Origin of the sequence: Streptomyces sp. NBC_00236 (genome assembly GCF_036195045.1) — a bacterium.
In the GTDB taxonomy this organism is placed as follows: Bacteria; Actinomycetota; Actinomycetes; order Streptomycetales; family Streptomycetaceae; genus Streptomyces.
In genome coordinates this window covers 611,157-631,018 of record NZ_CP108100.1, presented here as the reverse complement: position 1 = coordinate 631,018, position 19,862 = coordinate 611,157, and the positions used below count along the sequence as shown (strand labels likewise).

General features: G+C 71.9%; 16 protein-coding genes and 1 riboswitch. Of the genes, 8 read left to right on the top strand and 8 right to left on the bottom strand.

Annotated elements, in window-relative coordinates; translation table 11 throughout:
* Nucleotides 1-34: 34 nt before the first annotated feature.
* The 7 genes from OG446_RS02745 to OG446_RS02715 all read right to left on the bottom strand — a co-directional run bounded on the left by OG446_RS02745 (nt 35) and on the right by OG446_RS02715 (nt 9,646).
* Nucleotides 35-3,958: an amino acid adenylation domain-containing protein gene (locus OG446_RS02745; protein WP_328892497.1), complete on the bottom strand. Its 3,924-nt coding sequence runs from the start codon at nt 3,956-3,958 to the stop codon at nt 35-37.
* Nucleotides 3,955-4,182, bottom strand: a complete 228-nt coding sequence (locus OG446_RS02740) for a phosphopantetheine-binding protein (protein WP_328892496.1) — start codon at nt 4,180-4,182, stop codon at nt 3,955-3,957. The genes OG446_RS02745 and OG446_RS02740 overlap by 4 nt, the downstream gene beginning before the upstream one ends.
* Nucleotides 4,183-4,187: 5 nt before the next feature.
* The gene (locus OG446_RS02735; RefSeq protein WP_328892495.1) at nt 4,188-4,820 is read right to left on the bottom strand and encodes an isochorismatase family protein; all 633 of its coding nucleotides are present in this window, start codon (nt 4,818-4,820) and stop codon (nt 4,188-4,190) included.
* 12 nt (nt 4,821-4,832) lie between these two features.
* Nucleotides 4,833-6,509, bottom strand: a complete 1,677-nt coding sequence (locus OG446_RS02730; protein ID WP_328892494.1) for a (2,3-dihydroxybenzoyl)adenylate synthase — start codon at nt 6,507-6,509, stop codon at nt 4,833-4,835.
* Nucleotides 6,506-7,729 (bottom strand): isochorismate synthase DhbC, encoded by a 1,224-nt coding sequence (dhbC, locus tag OG446_RS02725; RefSeq protein WP_328892493.1) that lies wholly within the window; start codon nt 7,727-7,729, stop codon nt 6,506-6,508. Before dhbC ends, OG446_RS02730 begins: the two co-directional genes overlap by 4 nt.
* Before the next feature lie 127 nt (nt 7,730-7,856).
* Nucleotides 7,857-8,654 carry a 2,3-dihydro-2,3-dihydroxybenzoate dehydrogenase gene (locus OG446_RS02720; RefSeq protein ID WP_328892492.1) on the bottom strand — a complete coding sequence of 266 codons (798 nt, stop codon included), beginning with the start codon at nt 8,652-8,654 and terminating at the stop codon, nt 7,857-7,859.
* The gene (locus OG446_RS02715) at nt 8,651-9,646 is read right to left on the bottom strand and encodes an ABC transporter substrate-binding protein (protein ID WP_328892491.1); all 996 of its coding nucleotides are present in this window, start codon (nt 9,644-9,646) and stop codon (nt 8,651-8,653) included. The genes OG446_RS02720 and OG446_RS02715 overlap by 4 nt, the downstream gene beginning before the upstream one ends.
* 162 nt (nt 9,647-9,808) lie before the next feature.
* Between OG446_RS02715 and OG446_RS02710 the strand changes: the two genes are divergently transcribed.
* The 7 genes from OG446_RS02710 (at nt 9,809) to OG446_RS02680 (ending at nt 17,664) form a co-directional block, all read left to right on the top strand.
* A complete protein-coding gene (locus OG446_RS02710) occupies nt 9,809-10,891 on the top strand; it encodes a FecCD family ABC transporter permease (RefSeq protein ID WP_328892490.1) in 1,083 nt (360 codons plus the stop codon).
* Nucleotides 10,888-12,105, top strand: coding sequence for a FecCD family ABC transporter permease (locus tag OG446_RS02705; protein ID WP_328892489.1), 1,218 nt, complete (start codon nt 10,888-10,890; stop codon nt 12,103-12,105). Before OG446_RS02710 ends, OG446_RS02705 begins: the two co-directional genes overlap by 4 nt.
* Nucleotides 12,106-12,112: 7 nt before the next feature.
* Entirely contained in the window at nt 12,113-12,946 is an 834-nt protein-coding gene (locus tag OG446_RS02700; RefSeq protein WP_328892488.1) for an ABC transporter ATP-binding protein, read from the top strand.
* Nucleotides 12,947-13,240: 294 nt separating this feature from the next.
* Nucleotides 13,241-13,426, top strand: a riboswitch (cyclic di-AMP (ydaO/yuaA leader).
* Nucleotides 13,427-13,429: 3 nt separating this feature from the next.
* Nucleotides 13,430-14,317 carry a transglycosylase SLT domain-containing protein gene (locus OG446_RS02695; RefSeq protein WP_328892487.1) on the top strand — a complete coding sequence of 296 codons (888 nt, stop codon included), beginning with the start codon at nt 13,430-13,432 and terminating at the stop codon, nt 14,315-14,317.
* Nucleotides 14,318-14,518: 201 nt separating this feature from the next.
* Entirely contained in the window at nt 14,519-15,997 is a 1,479-nt protein-coding gene (locus tag OG446_RS02690) for an esterase (RefSeq protein WP_328892486.1), read from the top strand.
* Between the two features lie 111 nt (nt 15,998-16,108).
* The gene (locus OG446_RS02685) at nt 16,109-17,188 is read left to right on the top strand and encodes an NAD(P)H-dependent amine dehydrogenase family protein (protein ID WP_328892485.1); all 1,080 of its coding nucleotides are present in this window, start codon (nt 16,109-16,111) and stop codon (nt 17,186-17,188) included.
* On the top strand, nt 17,185-17,664 hold the full coding sequence (locus tag OG446_RS02680) for a carboxymuconolactone decarboxylase family protein (protein ID WP_328892484.1): 480 nt from the start codon (nt 17,185-17,187) through the stop codon (nt 17,662-17,664). Before OG446_RS02685 ends, OG446_RS02680 begins: the two co-directional genes overlap by 4 nt.
* A 90-nt stretch (nt 17,665-17,754) precedes the next feature.
* Here the strand turns inward: OG446_RS02680 and OG446_RS02675 are convergent, their stop codons facing one another.
* Nucleotides 17,755-19,341, bottom strand: coding sequence for a GMC oxidoreductase (locus OG446_RS02675; protein ID WP_443050024.1), 1,587 nt, complete (start codon nt 19,339-19,341; stop codon nt 17,755-17,757).
* A gap of 264 nt (nt 19,342-19,605) precedes the next feature.
* Here OG446_RS02675 and OG446_RS02670 point away from each other — a divergent pair, with 264 nt between their 5' ends.
* A complete protein-coding gene (locus OG446_RS02670) occupies nt 19,606-19,794 on the top strand; it encodes an antitoxin (RefSeq protein WP_328892482.1) in 189 nt (62 codons plus the stop codon).
* The last annotated feature ends 68 nt before the right edge of the window (nt 19,795-19,862 follow it).

The window sequence follows — 19,862 nt, the reverse complement described above, 5'->3', positions numbered from 1 at the left end:
CCGTTGACCTCGGACCCCGAGGCCAACGGTCAAGTCAGGCGTCCAGCTCCTTCAGCCGGGCGGCGAGTGCCTCCCCGATGGTGTCGAGGAAGCGCTCCCGCATCAACTGCGGGTGGGTGCAGTCCAGATCGTGGTTCACGACGGCGCCCGACACGTGCGGGCGCCACGCCTCACGGGTCAGCCAGTCCTCCGCCCGCGGCGCCGCCGCGGTGAAGAACAGCAGGTCGCCCTCGTAACCGCGGTGCACATGCTCACGCATCATCCGGGCATGGTTGGGCACGATGTCGACGATCTTCGACAGCGTCCGGTCCCTGAGCCCGGCGAGCGGACTGCCCGCCCGGCGCAGCGTGGCCAGCACGTCCCCGCGGGTTCGTTCGCCGGTGCGCTCGAATCCCGCCATCCGCAGTACCGCGGTGAGGGCGTCGCCCTCCTCCGGCGCCGGCCGCTCCCGCCACTGCTCGGCCGGGAACGCGTCCAGCAGGGCCAGGAGTTCGACCTCCTCGCCGCACTCCTGGAGCAGCACCGCCACCGTGTGTGCGAGCACCCCGCCCACCGACCAGCCCAGCAGCCGGTACGGGCCGTGCCGCTGCACCTCCCGGATGCGCCGGACGTAGTCGGCCGCCTCCTCCTCGAGTGTCCGCGGCAGCGGTTCGTCACGGACCAGGCCGCGCGCCTGGATGCCGTACACCGGCTGATCCGGACCCAGACGCGCTGCCAGCCCGGCGTAGCACCAGGCGATGCCGCCCGCCGGATGGATGGCGAAGAGCGGAGCCCTGGCGCTGCCGCCGCGCAGCCGCAGGACGACGTCCAGGGCATCCTCGGCCGCGGGCCCCGCACCGTCGATCCGGGCGGCGAGCGCGGCCGGGGTGGACGCCTCGAACAGCGAACCGATCGTCAGCTCGGCACCGAACTCCTCCCGCACCCGTGCCACGAGCCGGACCGCGAGCAGCGAGGTCCCGCCGAGGTCGAAGAACGCGTCGTCGGGCCCCACCGCTGCCGCTCCGAGCACCTCCGCGAACAGCAGCGCCAGCGCCTCCTCACGGGCGCTCATCACGCGGACACCGCCTCCGCCGGTGAAGACGGGGGCGGGCAGCGCGCGGCGGTCCAGCTTTCCGTTGGGGCTGAGCGGGAACGCGTCGAGCGCCACGACCGCCGACGGCACCATGTGCTCCGGGAGTTCCCGGGCGAGCGCCGCCCGCACCTCGGCGGGATCGGCGCCTCCCGTCACGTAACCGACGAGCCGCTGGTCGCCCGGCCGGTCCTCGCGCACCAGGGCGCAGGCCCCGTCCACCCGCGGCCGGGCCGCCAGCGCCGCCTCGATCTCGCCGAGTTCGATGCGCTGCCCGCGCAGCTTGACCTGGTGGTCCGTGCGGCCGAGGTACTCGACCTCACCCTGCTCCGTCCAGCGCGCCAGGTCCCCCGTGCGGTACATCCGCCGCGCCGAGCCGGCGAAGGGGTCGGCGACGAAGCGGCCGGCGGTCAGGTCCGGCCGGTTCAGATAGCCCTCGGCGAGCTGACGGCCCGCCAGGTACAGCTCGCCGGGAACCCCCGGCGGGCAGGGTCGCAACCCGGCGTCGAGTACGTACAGCCGGGTGTTCCACACGGGCTGTCCGATCGGCACGGGCCCGCTGTCGTGCGGCGCGCACGCGTGGAAGCTGACGTCCACGGCCGCTTCCGTCGGCCCGTACAGGTTGTGCAGTCCGACGTGCGGGAGAGCGCGCCCGAAGGCGTGCGCGGTCTCCCGGGGCAGGGCTTCCCCGCTGCAGAAGACCCGGCGCAGTCCGGCGCACGCTCCGGGGTCCGCCTCCGCGAGGAAGACCTGGAGCATCGAGGGTACGAAGTGACAGGTGGTGACGGCCTGTTCGTGGATCAGCCGGGCCAGATGGGCGGGGTCCTTGTGGCCGCCGGGTTCCGCGACGACGAGCGCCGCGCCCTCGCGCAGCGGCCAGAAGAACTCCCACACGGACACGTCGAACGACGAGGGCGTCTTCTGCAGCACCCGGTCGTCCGTCGTCAGCGCGTAGGCGTCCTGCATCCAGCGCAGCCGGTTGTCGATCGCGCCGTGCGACACGACGACGCCCTTCGGACGTCCGGTGGACCCCGAGGTGTAGATGACGTACGCCGGATGCGCGGGTGTCAGCGGGCGCGACGGATCGCACCACGGGTACCCGGAGACGTCGAGGCCGTTCAGGACGACCCTGACCGTCGTCGTGTCGTCGGCGAGACGGTCCGCCCGGTCGGTGATCACGCAGACGGGAGCCGCGTCCGTCAGCATGTAGGTGATGCGCTCCGCCGGGTACTCCGGGTCGAGCGGCAGACAGGCGGCCCCCGCCTTCAGTACCGCGAGGAGCGAGACGACCAGCTCCACCGAGCGCGGCACCGCCACCGCCACCACGGCACCCGGCCGGGCGCCGAGGGTCCGCAGGTGGCGGGCCAGGCGGTTGGCGCGGGTGTTCAGCTCCGCGTAGGTGAGGGAGACGTCCCGGTAGACGAGCGCGGTCGCGTCCGGAGTGCGGGCGACCTGCGCCTCGATCGGGCCGATGAGCGTCGTCGGCGGCAGTGCGCGGTCCGTTCGGTTGAACTGCTCTACGACCAGCGCGTGTTCGGCAGGCGTCGCGATTCCGTGCGCCGCGAGCGCCGCGTGCGGGTCCTCGGCGGTCAGCCGTTCCACGAGGTGCAGGAAGCGCTCCTGATGGGCGGCGAGGGCGTCCTCGTCGTACAGGGCCGGATTGCCGTCGTGGTCGATGCGCAGCCCGCGGCCGTCCGCGCGGTCGTAGATGTTGACGGTCAGGTCGTCGACCGAGCCCGCGGACAGGTTGCGGGCCCGGGCCCGCGTACCCGCGAAGTCGACGTCGTAGTCGAAGGGCATCACGTTGACGAGAGGGCCCACCAGGCCCCGGTTCTCGCCGAGCAGCCGCAGGTCGCGGCGGATGTCCTCGTAGCGGTAGCGCTGATGGCGGCGGACCGCGCGGACACCCAGTACGACCTGGCGCACCAGTCCGGCGAAGCTCGCGCCGGGGGTGACGGTGACCCGGAGCGGCAGCACGTTCATCACCATGCCCGGCACCCGAAGGGCCACCGATCCCACCCGGCCCATCATGGGCAGCCCGAGCACCACCTCGGAGCGGGCGGTCGCCCGTGAGGTGTAGAGGGCCTGCGCGGCGATCAGCACCTCCGGCCAGGTGGCGCGGAGTTGCGTAGCGAGCTCCCGCACCCGGTCGGTCGCCTCGGGACCGAGGTGGGCGGTGCGGCGCAGGAACGTACGCGACGGCAGCGCGCCGCGACCCGCCAGACGGGGTGCCTCCGGCCGGTCGGCGAAGGCGTCGGACCAGTGGGCGCGGTCCGCCGCGAACGCCTCCGACGACCGGTAGGCGGCGTCCTGCGCGACGAGGCCGGCGAGCGTCCCGAACGTCCGGGGCCAGGGGTCCTGGCCCCCGACGAGCGCCGAGTACACCTCGGCCGTGCGCCGGACGAGCAGCGAGTAGCCGAAGCCGTCCATGACGAGGTGATGGATCCGCTGGTACCAGAGCCAGCGCTCCCGGCCGACCCGGAACAGTGCGTGGCGGAACAACGGGCCCGCCGCGAGATCGCAGGGCTCGGCGAGGTCGGCGCGCATCCACGCCTCCGCCTGCCCTTCCGCGTCGGGCGCGTCCCGCAGATCGTGCACGGTGAGCGGCAGCTCCACCGAGGCCGCGACGGTCTGCCGCGGCCCCTCCGGCCCGTCCTCGACCCGGACGCGCAGCGCGTCCGTCTCGGCGACGACCTGCCGGAGGGCCGCGGCGAACAGCTCCTGGTCGAGCGGTCCGTCGATCTCCAGGCACTCCGCAGTGTTCTGAGCCGGACTGAGGGGATCGAGCGACTGCGCGTACCACATGCCCGACTGGGCGGCGGTCAGCGGCAGTACGGTGTCCGGCCCCTCCGGTGCGATGCCGACGGTGCCGGCCAGCAGGACCGTCATGAGACCCCCAGCAGCGGGGCCCAGGCCTCTACGGAGGGCTGTTCGGCGAGATCGGCGAAGTCGGCGCGCACATCGTGATCGCGACGCCACCCGCCGAGCAGCGCCATGATGCGGATCGAGTCGAGCCCGTGGTCGAGCAGGTTCTCGTCGAGGGGGATGTCCGCGGGGTCCTCGCCCAGGGACTCGGCGATGTCGCTGCGGATCTGCTCCAGGGTGAGGGCCATGGTGCTCAGATCTCCTTCAGAAGGGCGTCGGTGGTGGTCACGACCGCGCAGCGGCCCGCCGCCCAGCGCAGCGCCATGTCGTGGTCCGCGCGCGAGAAGTCGGCGACCGCGTCGGCCACGACGAACGCCTGGATGTCCCGCATCCATGCGTCGGCGGCACTCATCAGCACGCCGATGTGCGCGTACACACCGGTGATCACGAGCTGGTCGCGGCCCGACCCCCGGATCAGGGACTCGAGTTCGGTCCGGACGAACGCGCTGTACTTCCACTTGGTGAGCACCGTGTCACCGGCAGCCGGTGCGACGGACTCCGGCATGGCGAGGGCCTCGGCGTCATCGGCCGCGCCGGGCCCCCAGAAGTCGAGCTGCAGACCGCGTTCCTCGGCGGTCTGGCCGCCGCGCTGCGCCGAGTAGACCACCGGGACGCCGGCGGCGCGGCATTCGCCGATGATGCGGGCCGTGTTGCCGAGCATGCCGGTCAGCGGCTGTTCGCCGGAGCGGTACGCACCGAGGAAGTGGTTCTGGAGGTCGTGGACGAGGAGCACGGCGCGTGCGGGGTCGACGGTCCACGCGACGCGGTTCGCGGGGAGGTCGTCCGCGCCGGGCAGGGGATAGGGAGCGATGGCGGGAAGTGCCATGGGGGAAGCCTTTCAGTGCCGCGCGGTGCGGGCTCGGTGCTGTTCGGCGGGGGCGGCGCCGGGTGGCGGAACGGTCCCCGAGCGCAGCCCCTTCTTGCTGACCTTGCCGATTCCGGTCTGCGGGAAGACGTCGACGAACTCGACCAGGTCGGGAACCTTGTACGCGGCGACACCGCGCTCGCGCACATGCCGTTTCACGGCCACCGGCCTCAGCGACGGGGCGTCCTCGCGCAGGATCACGTACGCGAGGGTGCGCTCACCGAGGAACGCGTCCGCGACGCCGACCACCGACACGTCGTGCACGGCGGGATGGGCGAGGATGATGTTCTCGATCTCCTCCGGCGCGACCTTCTCGCCGCCCCGGTTGATCTGGTCCTTCGCCCGCCCCTCGACCACGAGACTTCCGTCCGGGGTGCGGCGCACGATGTCGCCCGTGCGGTAGAAGCCGTCCTCGGTGAAAGCCGTCCTGTTGTGCTCGGGGGCGCGCCAGTAGCCGCGGATCGTGTACGGGCCACGGGTCAGCAGATGCCCGTAGGCGCCCTCTGCCACGTCCTGTCCGGCGTCGTCCACGATCCGGATCTCGTCGTCATCGGAGATCGGCCGGCCCTGTGTGGTGACCACGGTCTCCGGGTCGTCGTCCAGCCGGGTGTAGTTGACGAGGCCCTCGGCCATCCCGAAGACCTGCATGAGCCGGCAGCCGAGCGCGGGCTCCAGGCGCCGGGCCGCAGCCTCGCTGTACTTGGCGCCTCCGACGAGGACCAGCTCCAGGCTGGACAGGTCGTGCTCCGTGTCCGGCGCCGCCTCGGTCCACACCAGGGCGAGCGGAGGCACCACGCCCGTCATGGTGACCCGCTCCCGCTCCACGAGCGGGAAGGCAGTCGCCGGATCGGGCCGCGGACACAGGACGACCGTGCCGCCCGCGTACAGCGCACCCAGCCAGCCCGGCGAACTCATCGGGAAGTTGTGCGCGGCCGGCAGCACGACGAGGAAGCGGGTGTCCTCGTCGACACCGCAGATCTCGTTGGAGCCGCGCAGCGAGTAGATGTAGTCGTCGTGCGTACGGGGGATGAGTTTCGGCACTCCCGTCGTGCCGCCCGAGAGCTGGAGGAAGGCCAGGTCGTGCGGCTCGGGCCCGTCGACCGGACCGGACTCCTCGCACGGCACGTCGGACAGCGCGGTGTGCTCGCCGGGGTCACCGACGACGAACACGTGCCGCAGGCCGGGGGTCCGCTCCCGCACCGCGGTCGCCAGTTCCCGGTGGTCGAAGCCGGCGTGGCGGTCAGGGATCACATAGGCGACGGCCCCGGTGAACGAGCAGAAGTAGCCGATCTCCGTCTCCCGGTGGGCGGGCAGGGCGAAGACGGGCAGCGCACCGATCCGGAAGAGCGCGAAGACCACCTCGATGAACTCGGCGACGTTCGGCAGCTGGACGACGACCCGGTCGCCCTTGACGATGCCCCGCGCGGCGAACCCCGCCGCCAGCCGGGCGGCCCGCTCGTCCAGTTCGCCGTACGTCCGGGTGCGGCGCCCGTCCGCGGGGTCGATGACCGCCACCCGGTCGGGGTGGGCGGCGGCGCGCGCCCGGAGCACTCCTGTGAACGTCTCACCGCGCCAGTGGCCGGCCGCACGGTAGCGCTCGGCGAAGCCCTCGGGCCAGGTCGGCGCGTCGTCCTGCGGGGCGGCGCTCACAGCGCTGCGCCCACGGCGCTGAGGAAGGTACGGAACTTGGCGCCGGTCTCCGCGGTCTCCGCCTCGGGCGAGGAGGCGGCCACCACGCCGGCGCCGGCGAACAGCCGGAGCGAGCGGCCCTCGGCCTCCGCACAGCGGATCGTCACGACCCACTCGCCGTCCCCGTCCGCGTCCTGCCAGCCGACCATGCCGGTGTAGGCGCCGCGCTCGAAGGGTTCCGACTCCGCGATGACGGCGCGGGCCGTGTCGGTCGGGGTGCCGCACACCGCCGGTGTGGGGTGCAGCGCCGAGGCGAGGTCGAGGGAGGAGGTGGCGGAGTCCGCGAGCGTGCCGGTGACGGTCGTCGACAGGTGCCACATGGCTGCCGTCCGTACGAGCGTGGGGCGTTCGGGCACGTCGAGGCTCACGCAGAACGGGGCCAGGGCCTCCCGGACGGCGGCGACGACCACGGCGTGCTCGTGCAGGTCCTTGGGGGACTCCAGCAAGGTGGCCGCGCGCCGGACGTCCTCGGCCAGATCGTTGCTGCGCGGCGCGGACCCGGCCAGCGGGTTGGCCGTGAGCACGTTGCCGGAGCGGGCGACCAGGAGTTCGGGACTGGCTCCGACGAGGGTGCGGCCGGGCCCGCTGGGAACCGCGAAGGTGTAGCCCTTCGGATCGTGCTGCGCGAGCCGGCGCAGCATGGCGGGCAGATCGAGGTCGCGGGAGGACGTCAGCTCCAGGGTGCGGGCGAGGACGACCTTGTCGAACTCCCCGGCACGCATCCGCCGCACGGCCGCTGCCACCGAGGCGGCGTAGTCGTCGGCCGCCGGGACCTCGCGGGTCTCCCAGGTGCCGGGTTCCGTGGCGGGGCCGGGGAGTGCGATGAGCGGGTCCTCGCACAGGGCCGACGCCCGGCGCACGGACTGCGGGACCGCCAGCGAGGGCGGGGCGTCCGGGCTGAAGGGCAGCGCTCCCACGACGATCGGCGCCGGGTCCCCGGCCCGCCGCCGGGCATCGAGCACTTCATGCACCCGGGCGCTCAACGGCCGCGAATCGTGCGGTACTTCGGCGGCGGTGCCGGAGGCGAGCAGGGTCTGGCGCGACGAGGCGAGGAAGCGGTCCGTGCCGGGCCGGTAGGCGTCGAGCAGCGCGGTCGCGTCGCCGGGTGAGGGGGAGGAGGGAGGGGAGATGCGGGGGGTGGCCCGGTGCGGGGCGGTGGGTACGCGCAGTGAGGCAGACATGTCTTCCTGTCTCCAGTGGGGGAGGGCTGCGATCCGCTGTCGGAGGGTTCTGGCGGGCGGGTCAGGGTCGTCTTCGATGTGGATCGGGCCCGCGAAAACCCGGCCCGATCCAGACGAAAGACAGCCCTTAGGCCCGCAGCGTGGCGCCGCCGTCGACGTAGAGGTCGTGCAGGGTGATGTGGCGGGCGCGGTCGGACACGAGGAAGGCGACGGCCTCGGCGATGTCGGACGGGTCGGCGATCCGGCCGAGCGGAATGCCGGTGCGGTAGCTCGCCCCGTCCCCGTCGATGACCCGCTGGGCGGCGGCCTTCTCGTCCTGGGTGCCGCCGGCCGGCCACATGCCGCGCTGCATGTCGGTGAGGGTCGAGCCCGGCGACACGGTGTTGCAGCGGATGCCCAGGGGGGCCAGTTCGAGGCCGAGGCACTTGGTGAACATGACGGCCGCGGCCTTCGACGCCGCGTACGCGGCCATGTTCGTGCGGGGGATGCCCGCGGCGTTGGACGCGACGGTGACGATGCTGCCCGTTCCGCGTCCGGCCATCCGGCGCGACACGGACCGCGATACGTGGAACACCCCGTCGGTGTTGACGGCGAAGGTGGCCGCCCAGTCCTCGTCCGTCAGCTCGGCGACCGGCGAACACCGCAGCACACCGGCGACGTTGACCGCGATGTCCAGGGGGCCGAGCGTGTCCTCCGCCTCGGCGACGAGCGCCTCGACGGCTGTGGCGTCCGTGACGTCGAGCGCACGGGCGGCGACCCGCTCGCCGTACTCGCGGGCGAGCGCGGTGACACCGTCGGGAGCGAGATCGGTGGCCAGGACGCGTGCACCGCGTTCGACGAGGGCGCGCACCACGGCCTCGCCGATCCCGCGGCCCGCCCCCGTCACGAGGGCGAGCCGGCCGGTGAGTTCCGGGGCCGGACTCACTTGACCATGGCCTTGCGGATGTCGTCGAGCACCGAGACGGCCGCCTGCGCGCCGCCCAGGCTCGTCCACTTCGTGCCGTCGATCACGGTCGACTGCCCACGGCTCACGGCCTTGAGCTGCTTGTAGGCGGGCTTTTTGGACAGCTCGGCCACGAGGTCCTGGTCCGATCCGGTGGAGGTCAAGGTGCCGATGAAGAGCCAGTCGCCGTCGATCTCCTTGAGGTTCTCGTCGCTGATCGGCGTGGAGTGGCCCTCGCCCTTCTCGTTCTGGATACCGGGACGGGTGAAGCCCAGGTCGTCGAGGACGTCGCTGATGAACACGCCCTGCTGCATGACGGCCGAGCCCTTGGCGGAATAGCGGGCGACGGACACGCTCTTGCCCGCCTCCGCACCCAGGTCCTTCTTGAGGGCCGCGGCCCGGGTGTCGTAGTCGGCGAGGAACGCCTCGGCGTTGTTGGCCCGGCCGAGCGCCTTGCCGGTGAGGGTCAGCGCCTTCTTCCAGTCCTTGGTGCCGTCGATCGTGACGACCGTGGGAGCGACCTTGCGCAACTGCTGGAGGACCTGTTCGTCGGCGAGCTGGCCGGCGAGGATCACATCCGGCTTGGCCTGGACGACCTTCTCGATGTCCGGGCCGGTGACCGCACCCACCACGGGGATGCCCTTCGCCTGGTCGGTGAGGTAGCCGGGGGCGCCCTTCTGGCCGCGGCCGGCGGTCAGGCCCACCGGCTTCACGCCCAGCGCGAGGGCCGCGTCCAGGTCCATCTCGCTGAGGACCACGACGCGTTCGGGCGTCGCGGGGACCTTCACCGACGTTCCGGTCGCGTCCGTCACCTGCGTGGTCCTCGACGCCTTGGAGGAGTCCGAGCCGGCAGCGCCGTCCGAGGCCTCGGAGGACCCGCAGGCGGTCAGGGCCACGGCACAGATGCCGATCAGCGAGGCCGCCACCGAGGGGCGGACGAGACCGCGGGAAGAGAAGGTCGAATTCGGGGCCATGGCCTGGAATCTCCGTTGTGTTCGAGTGATGAGTTCGTTCGGGGCGGCGTGTTCCGCCGCACCGAACGGGGGCGGGGCAGGGCGATTGACGCCGATTCAGGGCAGGAGGAGCCCTCGGGACCCACCGCCGGCCGCCCGGCTTACTTAGGTTAGGCTAACCATATGTCGATCGCGCAAACGGGACGGCCCGGCACCGGGTCCCGCCCCACCGGAACCCCGCCACGGGAAGGGCGCGCGGCCGTGTGGGCGGCAACCGGTCTCGTGCTCCTGCTGCCCCTCCTCGTCCTGCTGTCCCTGCTCATCGGCACCGGGTCGAGTTCGGCGGGCGGCGCCTGGGACTACCTGGTCGGCGACCCGGCCGCACGGGCGGACGCACAACTGCGCCTGGCCGTCGTGGACGTACGCCTGCCGCGCACGCTCGCCGCGGTCCTGGTCGGGGCATGCCTGGGAACGGCCGGTTGCCTCCTGCAGGCCGCCACCCGCAACCCGCTCGCCGAGACGGGGCTCCTCGGCGTCAACTCCGGAGCCGCCTTCGCCGTGGTGCTGGGCCTCACCTTCTTCGGCGCGGACTCACCCTCCTCGTTGCTGGTGTGGGCCCTGGCCGGAGGCATGGTCGCGAGCGCGGCCGTCCTCCTGTTCGCCGCGTCCGGGCGCGGCGGTGGATCCCCGCTGCGGCTCGTCCTGGCCGGATCGGCGCTCGGCGCCACCTTTCACGGCCTCACCTCGTACGTCCTGCTGGGTACCCAGTCGACCTTCGACACCTACCGCTACTGGACGATCGGTTCGCTCGCGGGCATCGAGCTCTCCGACCTGGCACCCCTCCTGCCCCTGATCGCGGTGAGTCTGCTCACCGCGCTCGGCTGCGCGCGCCCGCTGGCGGCGCTCGGGCTCGGGGACGACGGGGCCCGGTCCCTGGGCCACCATCCCGGCCGGATCCGGCTCGTCGTCGCCGCGGCCGTCTCGCTGCTCGCCGGATGCGCGGTGGCCGTGGCCGGACCCATCGCCTTCCTGGGACTGTTCGCGCCGTACGCCGCGCGGGCCCTGGCCGGGGCGCGGATGACCGCCGCCCTCGTCCTGTCCGCCCTCATCGCGGCCGACATCATGATCGTCGCGGACATCCTCGCGCGGATCGTGATCCGGCCCTGGGAGACCCCGGTCAGCGTGCTGCTCGCCTTCGTCGGCGGCCCCCTGCTCGTGTGGATCGCCCGCTCCTCGCGACTGTCCATGGCGGGGGTTCCGGCATGAAGGACGTGACCCCGGCGGTCCGCGGCGGGAGTTCCGGCACGAAGGACGTGGCTCAGGCCGTCCACGGCGGGAGTTCCGGCACGAAGGAAGTGACCCCGGCCGTCCATGGCGGGAGTTCCGGCATCAAGGAAGTGACCCCGGTCGTCCATGGCGGGAGTCCCTGCCCGACGGACGTGACCCCGCCCGACAGTGTCGTGCTCCGCACCGGGACGCTTTCCTGGCTCCTCCCGAGGCGCAGCGCGTTCGCCGCCGTGCTGCTCCTTCCACTGCTGGTCCTCCTCATCACCCTGGCGGTGATGGCGAGTTCGACCGGAATGAGCCTGTCGCAGACCCTTTCGGGAATCCTCGGAACCGGCGATGCCGGAACCGTCATGATCGTGCGCGACTTCCGGCTCCCCCGGATCTTCACCGGTCTGCTGGTCGGCGCCGCCCTCGGTATCGCGGGCTGTCTCACCCAGACCCTGGCCGGCAACCGGCTCGCCACACCCGACCTGGTCGGGGTCAACGAAGGCGCCACCGCTGCCGTGGTGGCCGCCGCCGCGGGATCCGCCACCGGCATGGTCGGCAACTGGTGGCTCGGCCCGGTCGGAGCCGTGGCCGCCGCCGTCCTCGTCGTCCTGTGCGCGGGAGGAGCGGGGAGCGCCGGATACCGGCTGCTGGTGACCGGGATCGGCATCTCCACCTTCATCGGCGCGGTGAGCGACCTGATCATGTCGCGCGAGAACGACAACACGGCGGGCGGCGTGTTCCTCTGGGCCGTGGGCAGCCTCAACGGACGCGACTGGGACGCCGGGACGCCCTTGGCAGTGGCCTTGCTGTTCCTCGTCCCGCTCTCGCTGGCCGCCGGGCACCGGCTGCAACTGCTGCGCTTCGGCGACGAGGTGGCGAGCTCCCTGGGCGTCGACCTGCGACGGGTCCGTACCGTCGCGCTCGCTCTCGCCGTCCTGCTGGCCGGCACGGCGGTCGGCGTCGGCGGACCCATCGCCTTCGTCGCGCTGGCGGCGCCGATCCTCGCCCAGCGGCTGACCGGTCCCACCCGTGTCCCGGTCACCGCGTCGGCGCTGACCGGGGCCGCGCTGATCGCCGCGGCCGATGCGATCGGGCGTGTCGCCGCGCCGGTCGAACTGCCCGTCGGGGTCGTCACCAGCGTCCTCGGCGGCCCCTTCCTCCTGTGGGTACTGCTGCGGCCCGACCCGGCCGCCGGAAAGGCGTGAGCCGCACATGACCGAGCATCCGACCGGTACGAAGGCGGGCCTCGAAGTCCGTGGCCTGCACGCCGGATATCCGGGCCGGCCCGTCGTCGAGAACGTCGACCTCACCGTTCCCGCCGGACACGTCGTCGCGATCGTGGGGCCCAACGGCTGCGGGAAGTCGACCCTGCTGCGGACCGTCGCCCGGCTCCACCGCCCCGAGTCCGGCACGGTCCTGATCGGCGGCACGGACATCTGGAGGACCGGCCGTCGCAGGGCCGCCCACCATGTCGCGCTGCTGCCGCAGTCGCCGCGCGCCCCCGAGGCGGTCACCGTGGCCGGGCTGGTGCGCTACGGCCGCAGCCCGCACCAGGGGCTGCTGCGCCAGTGGTCGCGCGAGGACGAGCGGGCGGTACGCGACGCACTCGACGCGACCGGGACCACCGCGCTGGCCGGGGAGCGCGTCGACCGGCTGTCCGGCGGTCAGCGCCAGCGCTGCTGGCTCGCGATGGTGCTGGCCCAGCAGACCCCGGTGGTCCTGCTCGACGAACCGACCAGCGCCCTCGACCTCGGGCACGCCGTCGAGGTCCTGGAACTCGTCCGCGAGGTCGCGGCCACCGGTCGCACCGTCGTCATGGTCCAGCACGACCTCGTTGCCGCGGCCCGCTACGCCGATCTGCTCGTCGCCATGAAGGGGGGCCGCGTCATCGCCACGGGCGCCCCCCGGGAGACGGTCGACGAGGCGCTGGTGAAGGAGCTGTACGCGCTCGACGCGGACGTACTCGCCGCCCCGGGCGACGGTTCACCGGTCGTGGTGCCGCGCAGTCGTGCCGGCGTGGCCGCGCAGCCGACGTCCATCCCGTAGTGCCCTAATTAGGCGATTGTCCGGAATGGTTGAGAATGCCCCTCCCGTCACGCCTCCGTGAGGCATGGCTTCTCCGGGTGGGCAAATCGCCCGTTTCGGGCGCAGTGGCCAGCGTCACGTTTCCCGCCCCTGACGCGGAACCAGACACTTCGGTTCCCTGGCGCCCCAAGAAAACTGACCCGCCCGGATGTGACCGGCATCGCACATTTCCTTTTATTGATCTTGCGAATCAATTGTGATCAGGAAATCCGGGCTTGTTCCGCCCGGTCTTTCTCGCTTACGGTCACCGTCAATCCGGACGGAACGCCGAATCCTGCCGCCGTCCGGTAACCCGACCACTCACGTACGGCAGGAGCGGGGGACCCAGGTTTGCCGCCGTTCCGGGAATCCGGAGCGGCTAGGGGTGAAGTCGCCATGTGCGGCCGGACATCTCCAGTCCGAACCCGACAGCTCACCTCGCAGGCGGCGGAGAGGAAAAGCGCCATGCCCATCAAGGGTCACCACCGTCGTTCCAAGTCCACCCCCCTGACCCGCGGTCTCATCGCCGTGAGCGCGGGCGGCGCGGTTCTCGCGCTCCCCCTGATCGCGGCCGGATCGGCTTCCGCCGCGCCGGTCCAGTCGGTCGTCGCGGAAAAGGCCGCAGCCCCGGTTTCCGTTGCCGGCAAGGGAATTTCCGTGCAGCACGCCAAGTCCACCACCTATTCCGTGGTCTCCGGCGATTCGCTTTCCAAGATCGCCCGCGGGCATTCCCTCGACGGCGGCTGGGCGCAGCTCTACAAGGACAACCGGAGCGTGGTCGGCGGCAACCCCGACCTGATTCACCCGGGCCTGAAGCTCACCATCGGAGCCAAGTCCACGGCCACCGCCCCCGAGGCCGCGACCAAGAGCGAATTCAAGGCGGAGAACACCTCCGGCAGCGCCTCGCAGCCGTCGGGCGACCGTGCCGAGAGCACCGACCGCGCCGACCGTTCCCAGCGGACGGCGACGCCCGTCGCCGAGGAGACCGCCCAGACCGTCGAGACCGCGCCCGCGCAGAGCGCCACGGCGTACACGGACGACCTCGACGGCTGGATCAAGGAGTCCCTCGCCGTCATGGCCGAGCACGGCATCCCCGGCAGCTACGACAGCATCCACCGCAACATCATGCGCGAGTCCTCGGGCAACCCGCAGATCGTCAACAACTGGGACTCGAACGCCGCCGCGGGCACCCCGTCCAAGGGCCTGCTCCAGGTCATCCAGCCCACGTTCGACGCGTACCACGTGCCCGGCACCTCGCTGGACATCCTGGACCCCGTCGCCAACATCACCGCCGCGTGCAACTACGCCGCCGCGACGTACGGCTCGATCGACAACGTCTTCGGGGCCTACTGATCCACCGCGGTACCGCCCCCGCGCGGAGCCGTGAAAAGGGGTGGAAGGGAGCTGAGCAGCTCCCTTCCACCCCTTTTGCGATGCCGTACAACCCTTGTGCCGCGGAGCCGGTCCAACAGGGCGCCAGGAGGCTGACGGGCTCTTCCCGGCGTCCCCCCCCCCCCGGTCTCGCCCGGTCATCCTTGAACCGAGGAGCCGCACGTGCGCACTTACCGACCGGCCGCCGTTGTCGCGGCCTCACTTCTCCTGATGGCAGGGGCCGCCGCCGTCGCGCCCTCCGCCCACGCCGTCGCCCCCGGCGGAACGCACGCCGACGACGGCGACGCCGACTTCAACGGTGACGGCTACGAGGACGTGCTCATCGGCGCGCCCGGCGGGACCGTCGGCGGCAAGAAGGGCGCGGGGTACGTGACCGTGCAGTACGGCGGGCCGGGCGGCATCAATACCACCCGGGGCACCGTCCTCAGCCAGAACACCACCGGGGTGCCGGGCGGCGCCGAGGCCGGGGACGGTTTCGGCGCCGCGCTGGCCACCGGCGACCTGGACGGGGACGGGTACGGCGACGCCGTCGTGGGCCTCCCGGGCGAGAACGTCGAACCGGTGACCGACGCGGGCGGCGCCGTCGTCCTGTGGGGCTCCGCGCAGGGGCTCTCCGGCTCGGGCAGCGACTGGCTGCAGGCCGCGGAACCCGCCGCCGGCGCCCGGTTCGGCAATGCTCTCGCCGCCGCGCACTTCAGCCCCGACATCCCCGGCGACCAGCTGGCCGTGACCGACCGCGCCGACTTCACCCTGTTCCAGTACGCCCCGGGAACCCGCCGGAACGCCACCTCGAGCAGCAACCACGTCCCCGGCACCCCCGGGCGCGAGATCGCACCCCGGGCCCTGACCACCGGCGACTACGACGGCAACGGTCTCGCCGACCTCGTCATCTCCGGCGTCACCGTGGGCGAGGAGCCGGGCCACGGCTGGTCCGCACTCCTCCTCGGCGAGGTCCAGGGGCTCCGCTACGACCAGGGCCTGCGCGGCGGCCCGGCCGTCGCTTCCGGCGACATCGACCACGACGGCTACGACGACCTCGTGACCGGGGAGCCGCGCAGCCCCGACGACGGTGGCGCGTCGATGACCGGCGGTGTGGTCGGCGTGTACTACGGCAGCGCCGGCGACGGGCCGGTCGGGGCCGAGGGCCCGGGCACCCCGCCGGTGTGGTGGACGCAGGACACCTCCGGTGTCCCCGGCGGCTCGGAGGCCGGCGACGGCTGGGGCGCTGACCTCTCCGTCGCGGACACCGACGGCGACGGGTACGCGGACGTGGCCATCGGCGCCCCCGGCGAGGACATCGGCACGGTCGTCGACGCGGGGGCCGTGTGGGTGCTGCGCGGCGCGGCCGGCGGGCTGACCGCCTCCGGTGCTGCTTCCTGGGACCAGGACTCGGTGAACGTGCCGGGCGTTCCCGAGAAGGGTGACCGCTGGGGCGGCCAGGCGCGGCTGACCGACCCCGACAGGGACGGGCGGGCCGGTCTGCTGACCGCAGCGCCCGGAGAGAACGCCGGCGACGGCATCGTCTGGGTGTTCCCGGCCGGCACCGGCGGAGTGACGGCAGCCGGCTCGTGGACGTTCGACGCGGGAACGTTCGGAGGTGCGGAGACGGCCGCCGGATACGGCACCGCGATCGACGAGTAGCACCCCGGGGGAGCGGGGCGGGGCGGGCTTCCCGGGCCTGTCCCCGCACGCTCCGAACCGGGTGCGCGATGCCACTATGAACCTTTCATCCCGCGCGCTACCCTCCGCCGCATGATTTCCACGGTGGTCTGGGGAACCGGCAATGTCGGCCGCGCGGCCATCCGCGCCGTCGAGGCCCATCCGGCCCTGAAGCTCGCGCACGTACTCGTCCACGACCCCGGCAAGGTGGGCCGCGACGCGGGCGCCCTGGCCGGACTGGACCGCGATCTGGGCGTCGCGGCGACCGACGACATCGAGGCGGTGCTCGCCACGAGCCCCCGGGCCGTCGTGTACGCGGCCTCCGGCGACATCCGCCCCGACGAGGCACTGGCCGACATCACCAGGGCGGTGGCCGGGGGCGCCGTCGTCGTCACCCCGGCGCTGTACGCGCTCTACGACCAGCGCGGCGCCCCGCCCGAGCTGCGCGAACCGGTGCTGGCCGCCGTGGCCGGTGGCGGCGGATCGCTCTTCGTCTCCGGGGTGGACCCCGGCTGGGGCAACGACATACTGCCCCTGCTGATCAGCGGGCTCGGCACCACGGTCGACGCGATCCGCTGCCAGGAGATCTTCGACTACTCCACGTACGACCAGCCCGACTCGGTCCGCCATCTGATCGGCATGGGACACCCCATGGAGTACGAGCCGCTCATGCTCGCGGCCTCCGTCCCGACCATGGTGTGGGGCGGCCAGATACGCCTGATGGCCCGGGCCCTGGGCGTGGAACTCGACGACATCCGCGAGACCATGGCCCGGCGGCCGCTCGAAACCACCGTCACGACCAGGACGATGGGCGAGTTCGAGGCCGGCACCCAGGGTGCGGTCCGCTTCGAGGTGCAGGGCATCGTCGAGGGCGAACCCCGCATCGTCATCGAGCACATCACGCGCATTCATCCGTCGTGCGCCCCGGACTGGCCGTCGCCGCCCGACGGCGCCGGTGCCCACCGGGTGATCATCGAGGGACGCCCGCGCATCGAGGTGACCGTCGAGGCCACCGACGAGGGCGAGAACCGCTCGGCGGGCGGCAACGCCACCGCTGTCGGCCGGCTGGTGAACGCCATCGACTGGCTGGTGGAGGCGGAACCCGGACTCTACGACGCGCTCGACGTCCCCCTGCGTCCCGCAGCCGGCCGACTCGGAAGGAAGCAGTCATGATCATCGACATCCCCGAGGGCCAGGAGCCGATCGGATACGTGTGGGGCGACATGGTCCCCGGCATCGGTATGGCCGCCGCGAACTTCTCGCTGTCGGTGTACGAGCACACCACGCTCGGACTCCGTGAGTTCGAGGCCGCCAGGCTCCGCATCGCGCAGATCAACGGCTGTCTCTTCTGCCTGGACTGGCGCACCGAACGCGACGGGCAGAAGGTCGAGGAGGAGTTCGCCGCCGCGGTGGACGACTGGCGCACCACCGATGCCTTCGACGACCGGACCCGGCTGGCGGCGGAGTACGCCGAGCGGTACGCCTTGGACCACCACGGTCTGGACGACGCGTTCTGGGCCCGGATGACCGCGCACTACAGCCAGCACGAGATCGTCGAGCTGAGCATGAGCATCGGTTCCTGGCTGGCGTTCGGCCGGCTCAATCATGTGCTGGGCCTCGACGCGGTGTGCGTACTGCCGGGCCACTGAGGCACAGCCGGCGGGCCCTGTCACGGCTCGCATCCGGTAGGAGGCAGGTCCGCCGCCTCCTACCGGTGGGTTCGCGCGAAGGGGCCGCCGTCACAGATCGGTGGCGATGATCTTCTCGATGTTCCGTTCGGCGAGCGCCGTGATGGTGACGAACGGATTGACGCTGGTGTTGCCGGGGATCAGCGAGCCGTCGATGACGTAGAGCCCCGTATAGCCGTGCAGGCGGCCGTAGTTGTCGGTGGCCCTGTCGAGGACGGCGCCGCCGAGCGGGTGGTAGGTGAGGTGGTCGCCCCAGATCTTGTAGACGCCGAAGAGGTCGGTCCGGTAGATCGTTCCCTCCTTGGCGTTGATCTTGTCGAAGATCGTCTTCGCCATGTCGATGGAGGGCTGCTTCCAGGCGGTCTGCCAGTTCAGGTCGACCTTGCCCGTGGCCGCGTTCCAGGAGAACTGGGCGCGGTGGGGGTTCTTCGTGATCGACAGATAGAACGAGGCGAACGTCTCGATCCCCGTCGGCAGCGGCGCGACCTCGGCGAACGCGCCTCCGGCGGCCCAGTTGTCGATGCCGCCGCAGGGGATGCTCGACTGGACCGCGCCGGTCGCGTCCCACATGTGATTGGCGCGGCCGCACATGACGTTGCCGTTGTCGCCCCAGCCCTTGCCGATCTCGTCGTTCAGACCGGACAGCGCGCCCGTGGCCTTCAGCCGGGTCAGCAGCTTGCTCGTGCCGACACTGCCCGCCGCGAAGAACACCTTGTCCGCGGTGACCGTCTTGGTGGTCGCGACGCTCCCGTCGGTGCGGAGCTGGTCGATGACGACCGTGTAGCCGCCTCCCGTCGCCGGAGCGACCGAAGTCACCTGGTGGAGCGGTGAGACGGTGACGTTCCCGGTCGCCCTGGCCTGGGCGAGGTAGGTCTTCTGCAGCGACTTCTTGCCGTAGTTGTTGCCGTAGAGGATCTCACCGTCCAGCGCCGACTTGGGTGCGGTGCCGGCCGCCTCCTGCTCCATGTAGTCCCAGTCGTACACATCGGGCACGAAGACGAACGGGAAGCCGGAGCGCTGCGCGTGCTTGCGGCCGACGCGGGCGTACTGGTAGCAGTCCACGCTGTCGAACCACGCCGGGTCGACCGTGCCGACGCCGAGCCCGGCGTTGGCGCGGGGGTAGTAGGTGGCGTACATCTCGTCGGCGTTCACGGACGGGAGGACGGCGCCGAAGTTCTCGCGCCTGGGCGTCACCGCCATGCCGCCGTTGACCAGCGACCCGCCCCCGACGCCGCGCCCCTGGTACACCGTGATGCCGCTGAAGTCCTCGGCGTCCAGGATGCCGGTGTAGCGGGGGATGGCCCGGTCGATGGGGAAGCCGAGGAAGTTGCTGAGGGGCTGCTTGGACTTGGTGCGGAGCCAGTACGAACGGCCGTCGGGATTCGTCGTGTTGGCGAAGATCTTGCCGTCCGCCCCGGGAGTGTCCCAGGCCATCCCCATCTCGACCAGATGGACGTGGACCCCTGCGCGGGCGAGCCGCAGGGCGGCGACGGAACCTCCGTACCCGGTGCCGATGACCAGAACCGGGACATGGTCCCCGCTGCCGATCACCGCCGCTGTGCCGGTGGTGCGCGCCTGGGCGGCGGTGGCGTGACCGGAGAGCGCCGCAGCTCCCAGAATGAAACCTGTTCTAGCCATGAATCCGCGACGTGAGACCTCGCTCGATCTCTTGTGGGGTAAGCTCGAATCCGTCATGTGACGTTCCTCACTCTCGATCGAATGGGAACGAGTTCTACTGGCGCTCGCGTGAGAAGTCACTACATACCTATGGGTAATTTCCCCCGGGCCCGCGCATGGCCGCCCCGGGGTTCCGGGGCCGCCGTCGGCCGCTGTCGTCCCGGATGCGGCGCCGGGGCATCGCATGGATGCTGGGAGAGTCAGCGTTCCATGAGGAGGAAAGTCATGAGCATGCTCGACAAGATCAAGGGCCTGATCAAGGGGCACCCCGACCAGGCCCGCCAGGGAGTCGAGAAGGGTGGCGACTTCATCGACAGGAAGACGGGCAACAAGTACCGCGGTCAGGTCGATTCCGCCCAGCAGAAGCTCAATGACCAGATCGGTGACCGCCGTCCGCCCACCGGCGAACAGTAGGGCCGCCGCGCCTCCGCAGGGCCTGCGCCCGTTCGGCGAGCGCAGGCCCTGTGCTGTGCGTCGGGCGC

Bases quoted from the DNA above. Each gene is read 5' to 3' on its own strand.
- OG446_RS02680 (WP_328892484.1), top strand. From the start codon at position 17,185: ATGATCATCGACATCCCCGAGGGCCAGGAGCCGATCGGATACGTGTGG.
- OG446_RS02705 (WP_328892489.1), top strand. From the start codon at position 10,888: ATGAAGGACGTGACCCCGGCGGTCCGCGGCGGGAGTTCCGGCACGAAG.
- OG446_RS02740 (WP_328892496.1), bottom strand. From the start codon at position 4,182: ATGGCCCTCACCCTGGAGCAGATCCGCAGCGACATCGCCGAGTCCCTG.
- OG446_RS02710 (WP_328892490.1), top strand. From the start codon at position 9,809: ATGTCGATCGCGCAAACGGGACGGCCCGGCACCGGGTCCCGCCCCACC.
- OG446_RS02695 (WP_328892487.1), top strand. From the start codon at position 13,430: ATGCCCATCAAGGGTCACCACCGTCGTTCCAAGTCCACCCCCCTGACC.
- OG446_RS02670 (WP_328892482.1), top strand. From the start codon at position 19,606: ATGAGCATGCTCGACAAGATCAAGGGCCTGATCAAGGGGCACCCCGAC.
- OG446_RS02715 (WP_328892491.1), bottom strand. From the start codon at position 9,646: ATGGCCCCGAATTCGACCTTCTCTTCCCGCGGTCTCGTCCGCCCCTCG.
- OG446_RS02735 (WP_328892495.1), bottom strand. From the start codon at position 4,820: ATGGCACTTCCCGCCATCGCTCCCTATCCCCTGCCCGGCGCGGACGAC.
- OG446_RS02745 (WP_328892497.1), bottom strand. From the start codon at position 3,958: ATGACGGTCCTGCTGGCCGGCACCGTCGGCATCGCACCGGAGGGGCCG.
- dhbC (WP_328892493.1), bottom strand. From the start codon at position 7,729: ATGTCTGCCTCACTGCGCGTACCCACCGCCCCGCACCGGGCCACCCCC.
- OG446_RS02685 (WP_328892485.1), top strand. From the start codon at position 16,109: ATGATTTCCACGGTGGTCTGGGGAACCGGCAATGTCGGCCGCGCGGCC.
- OG446_RS02675 (WP_443050024.1), bottom strand. From the start codon at position 19,341: ATGGCTAGAACAGGTTTCATTCTGGGAGCTGCGGCGCTCTCCGGTCAC.
- OG446_RS02700 (WP_328892488.1), top strand. From the start codon at position 12,113: ATGACCGAGCATCCGACCGGTACGAAGGCGGGCCTCGAAGTCCGTGGC.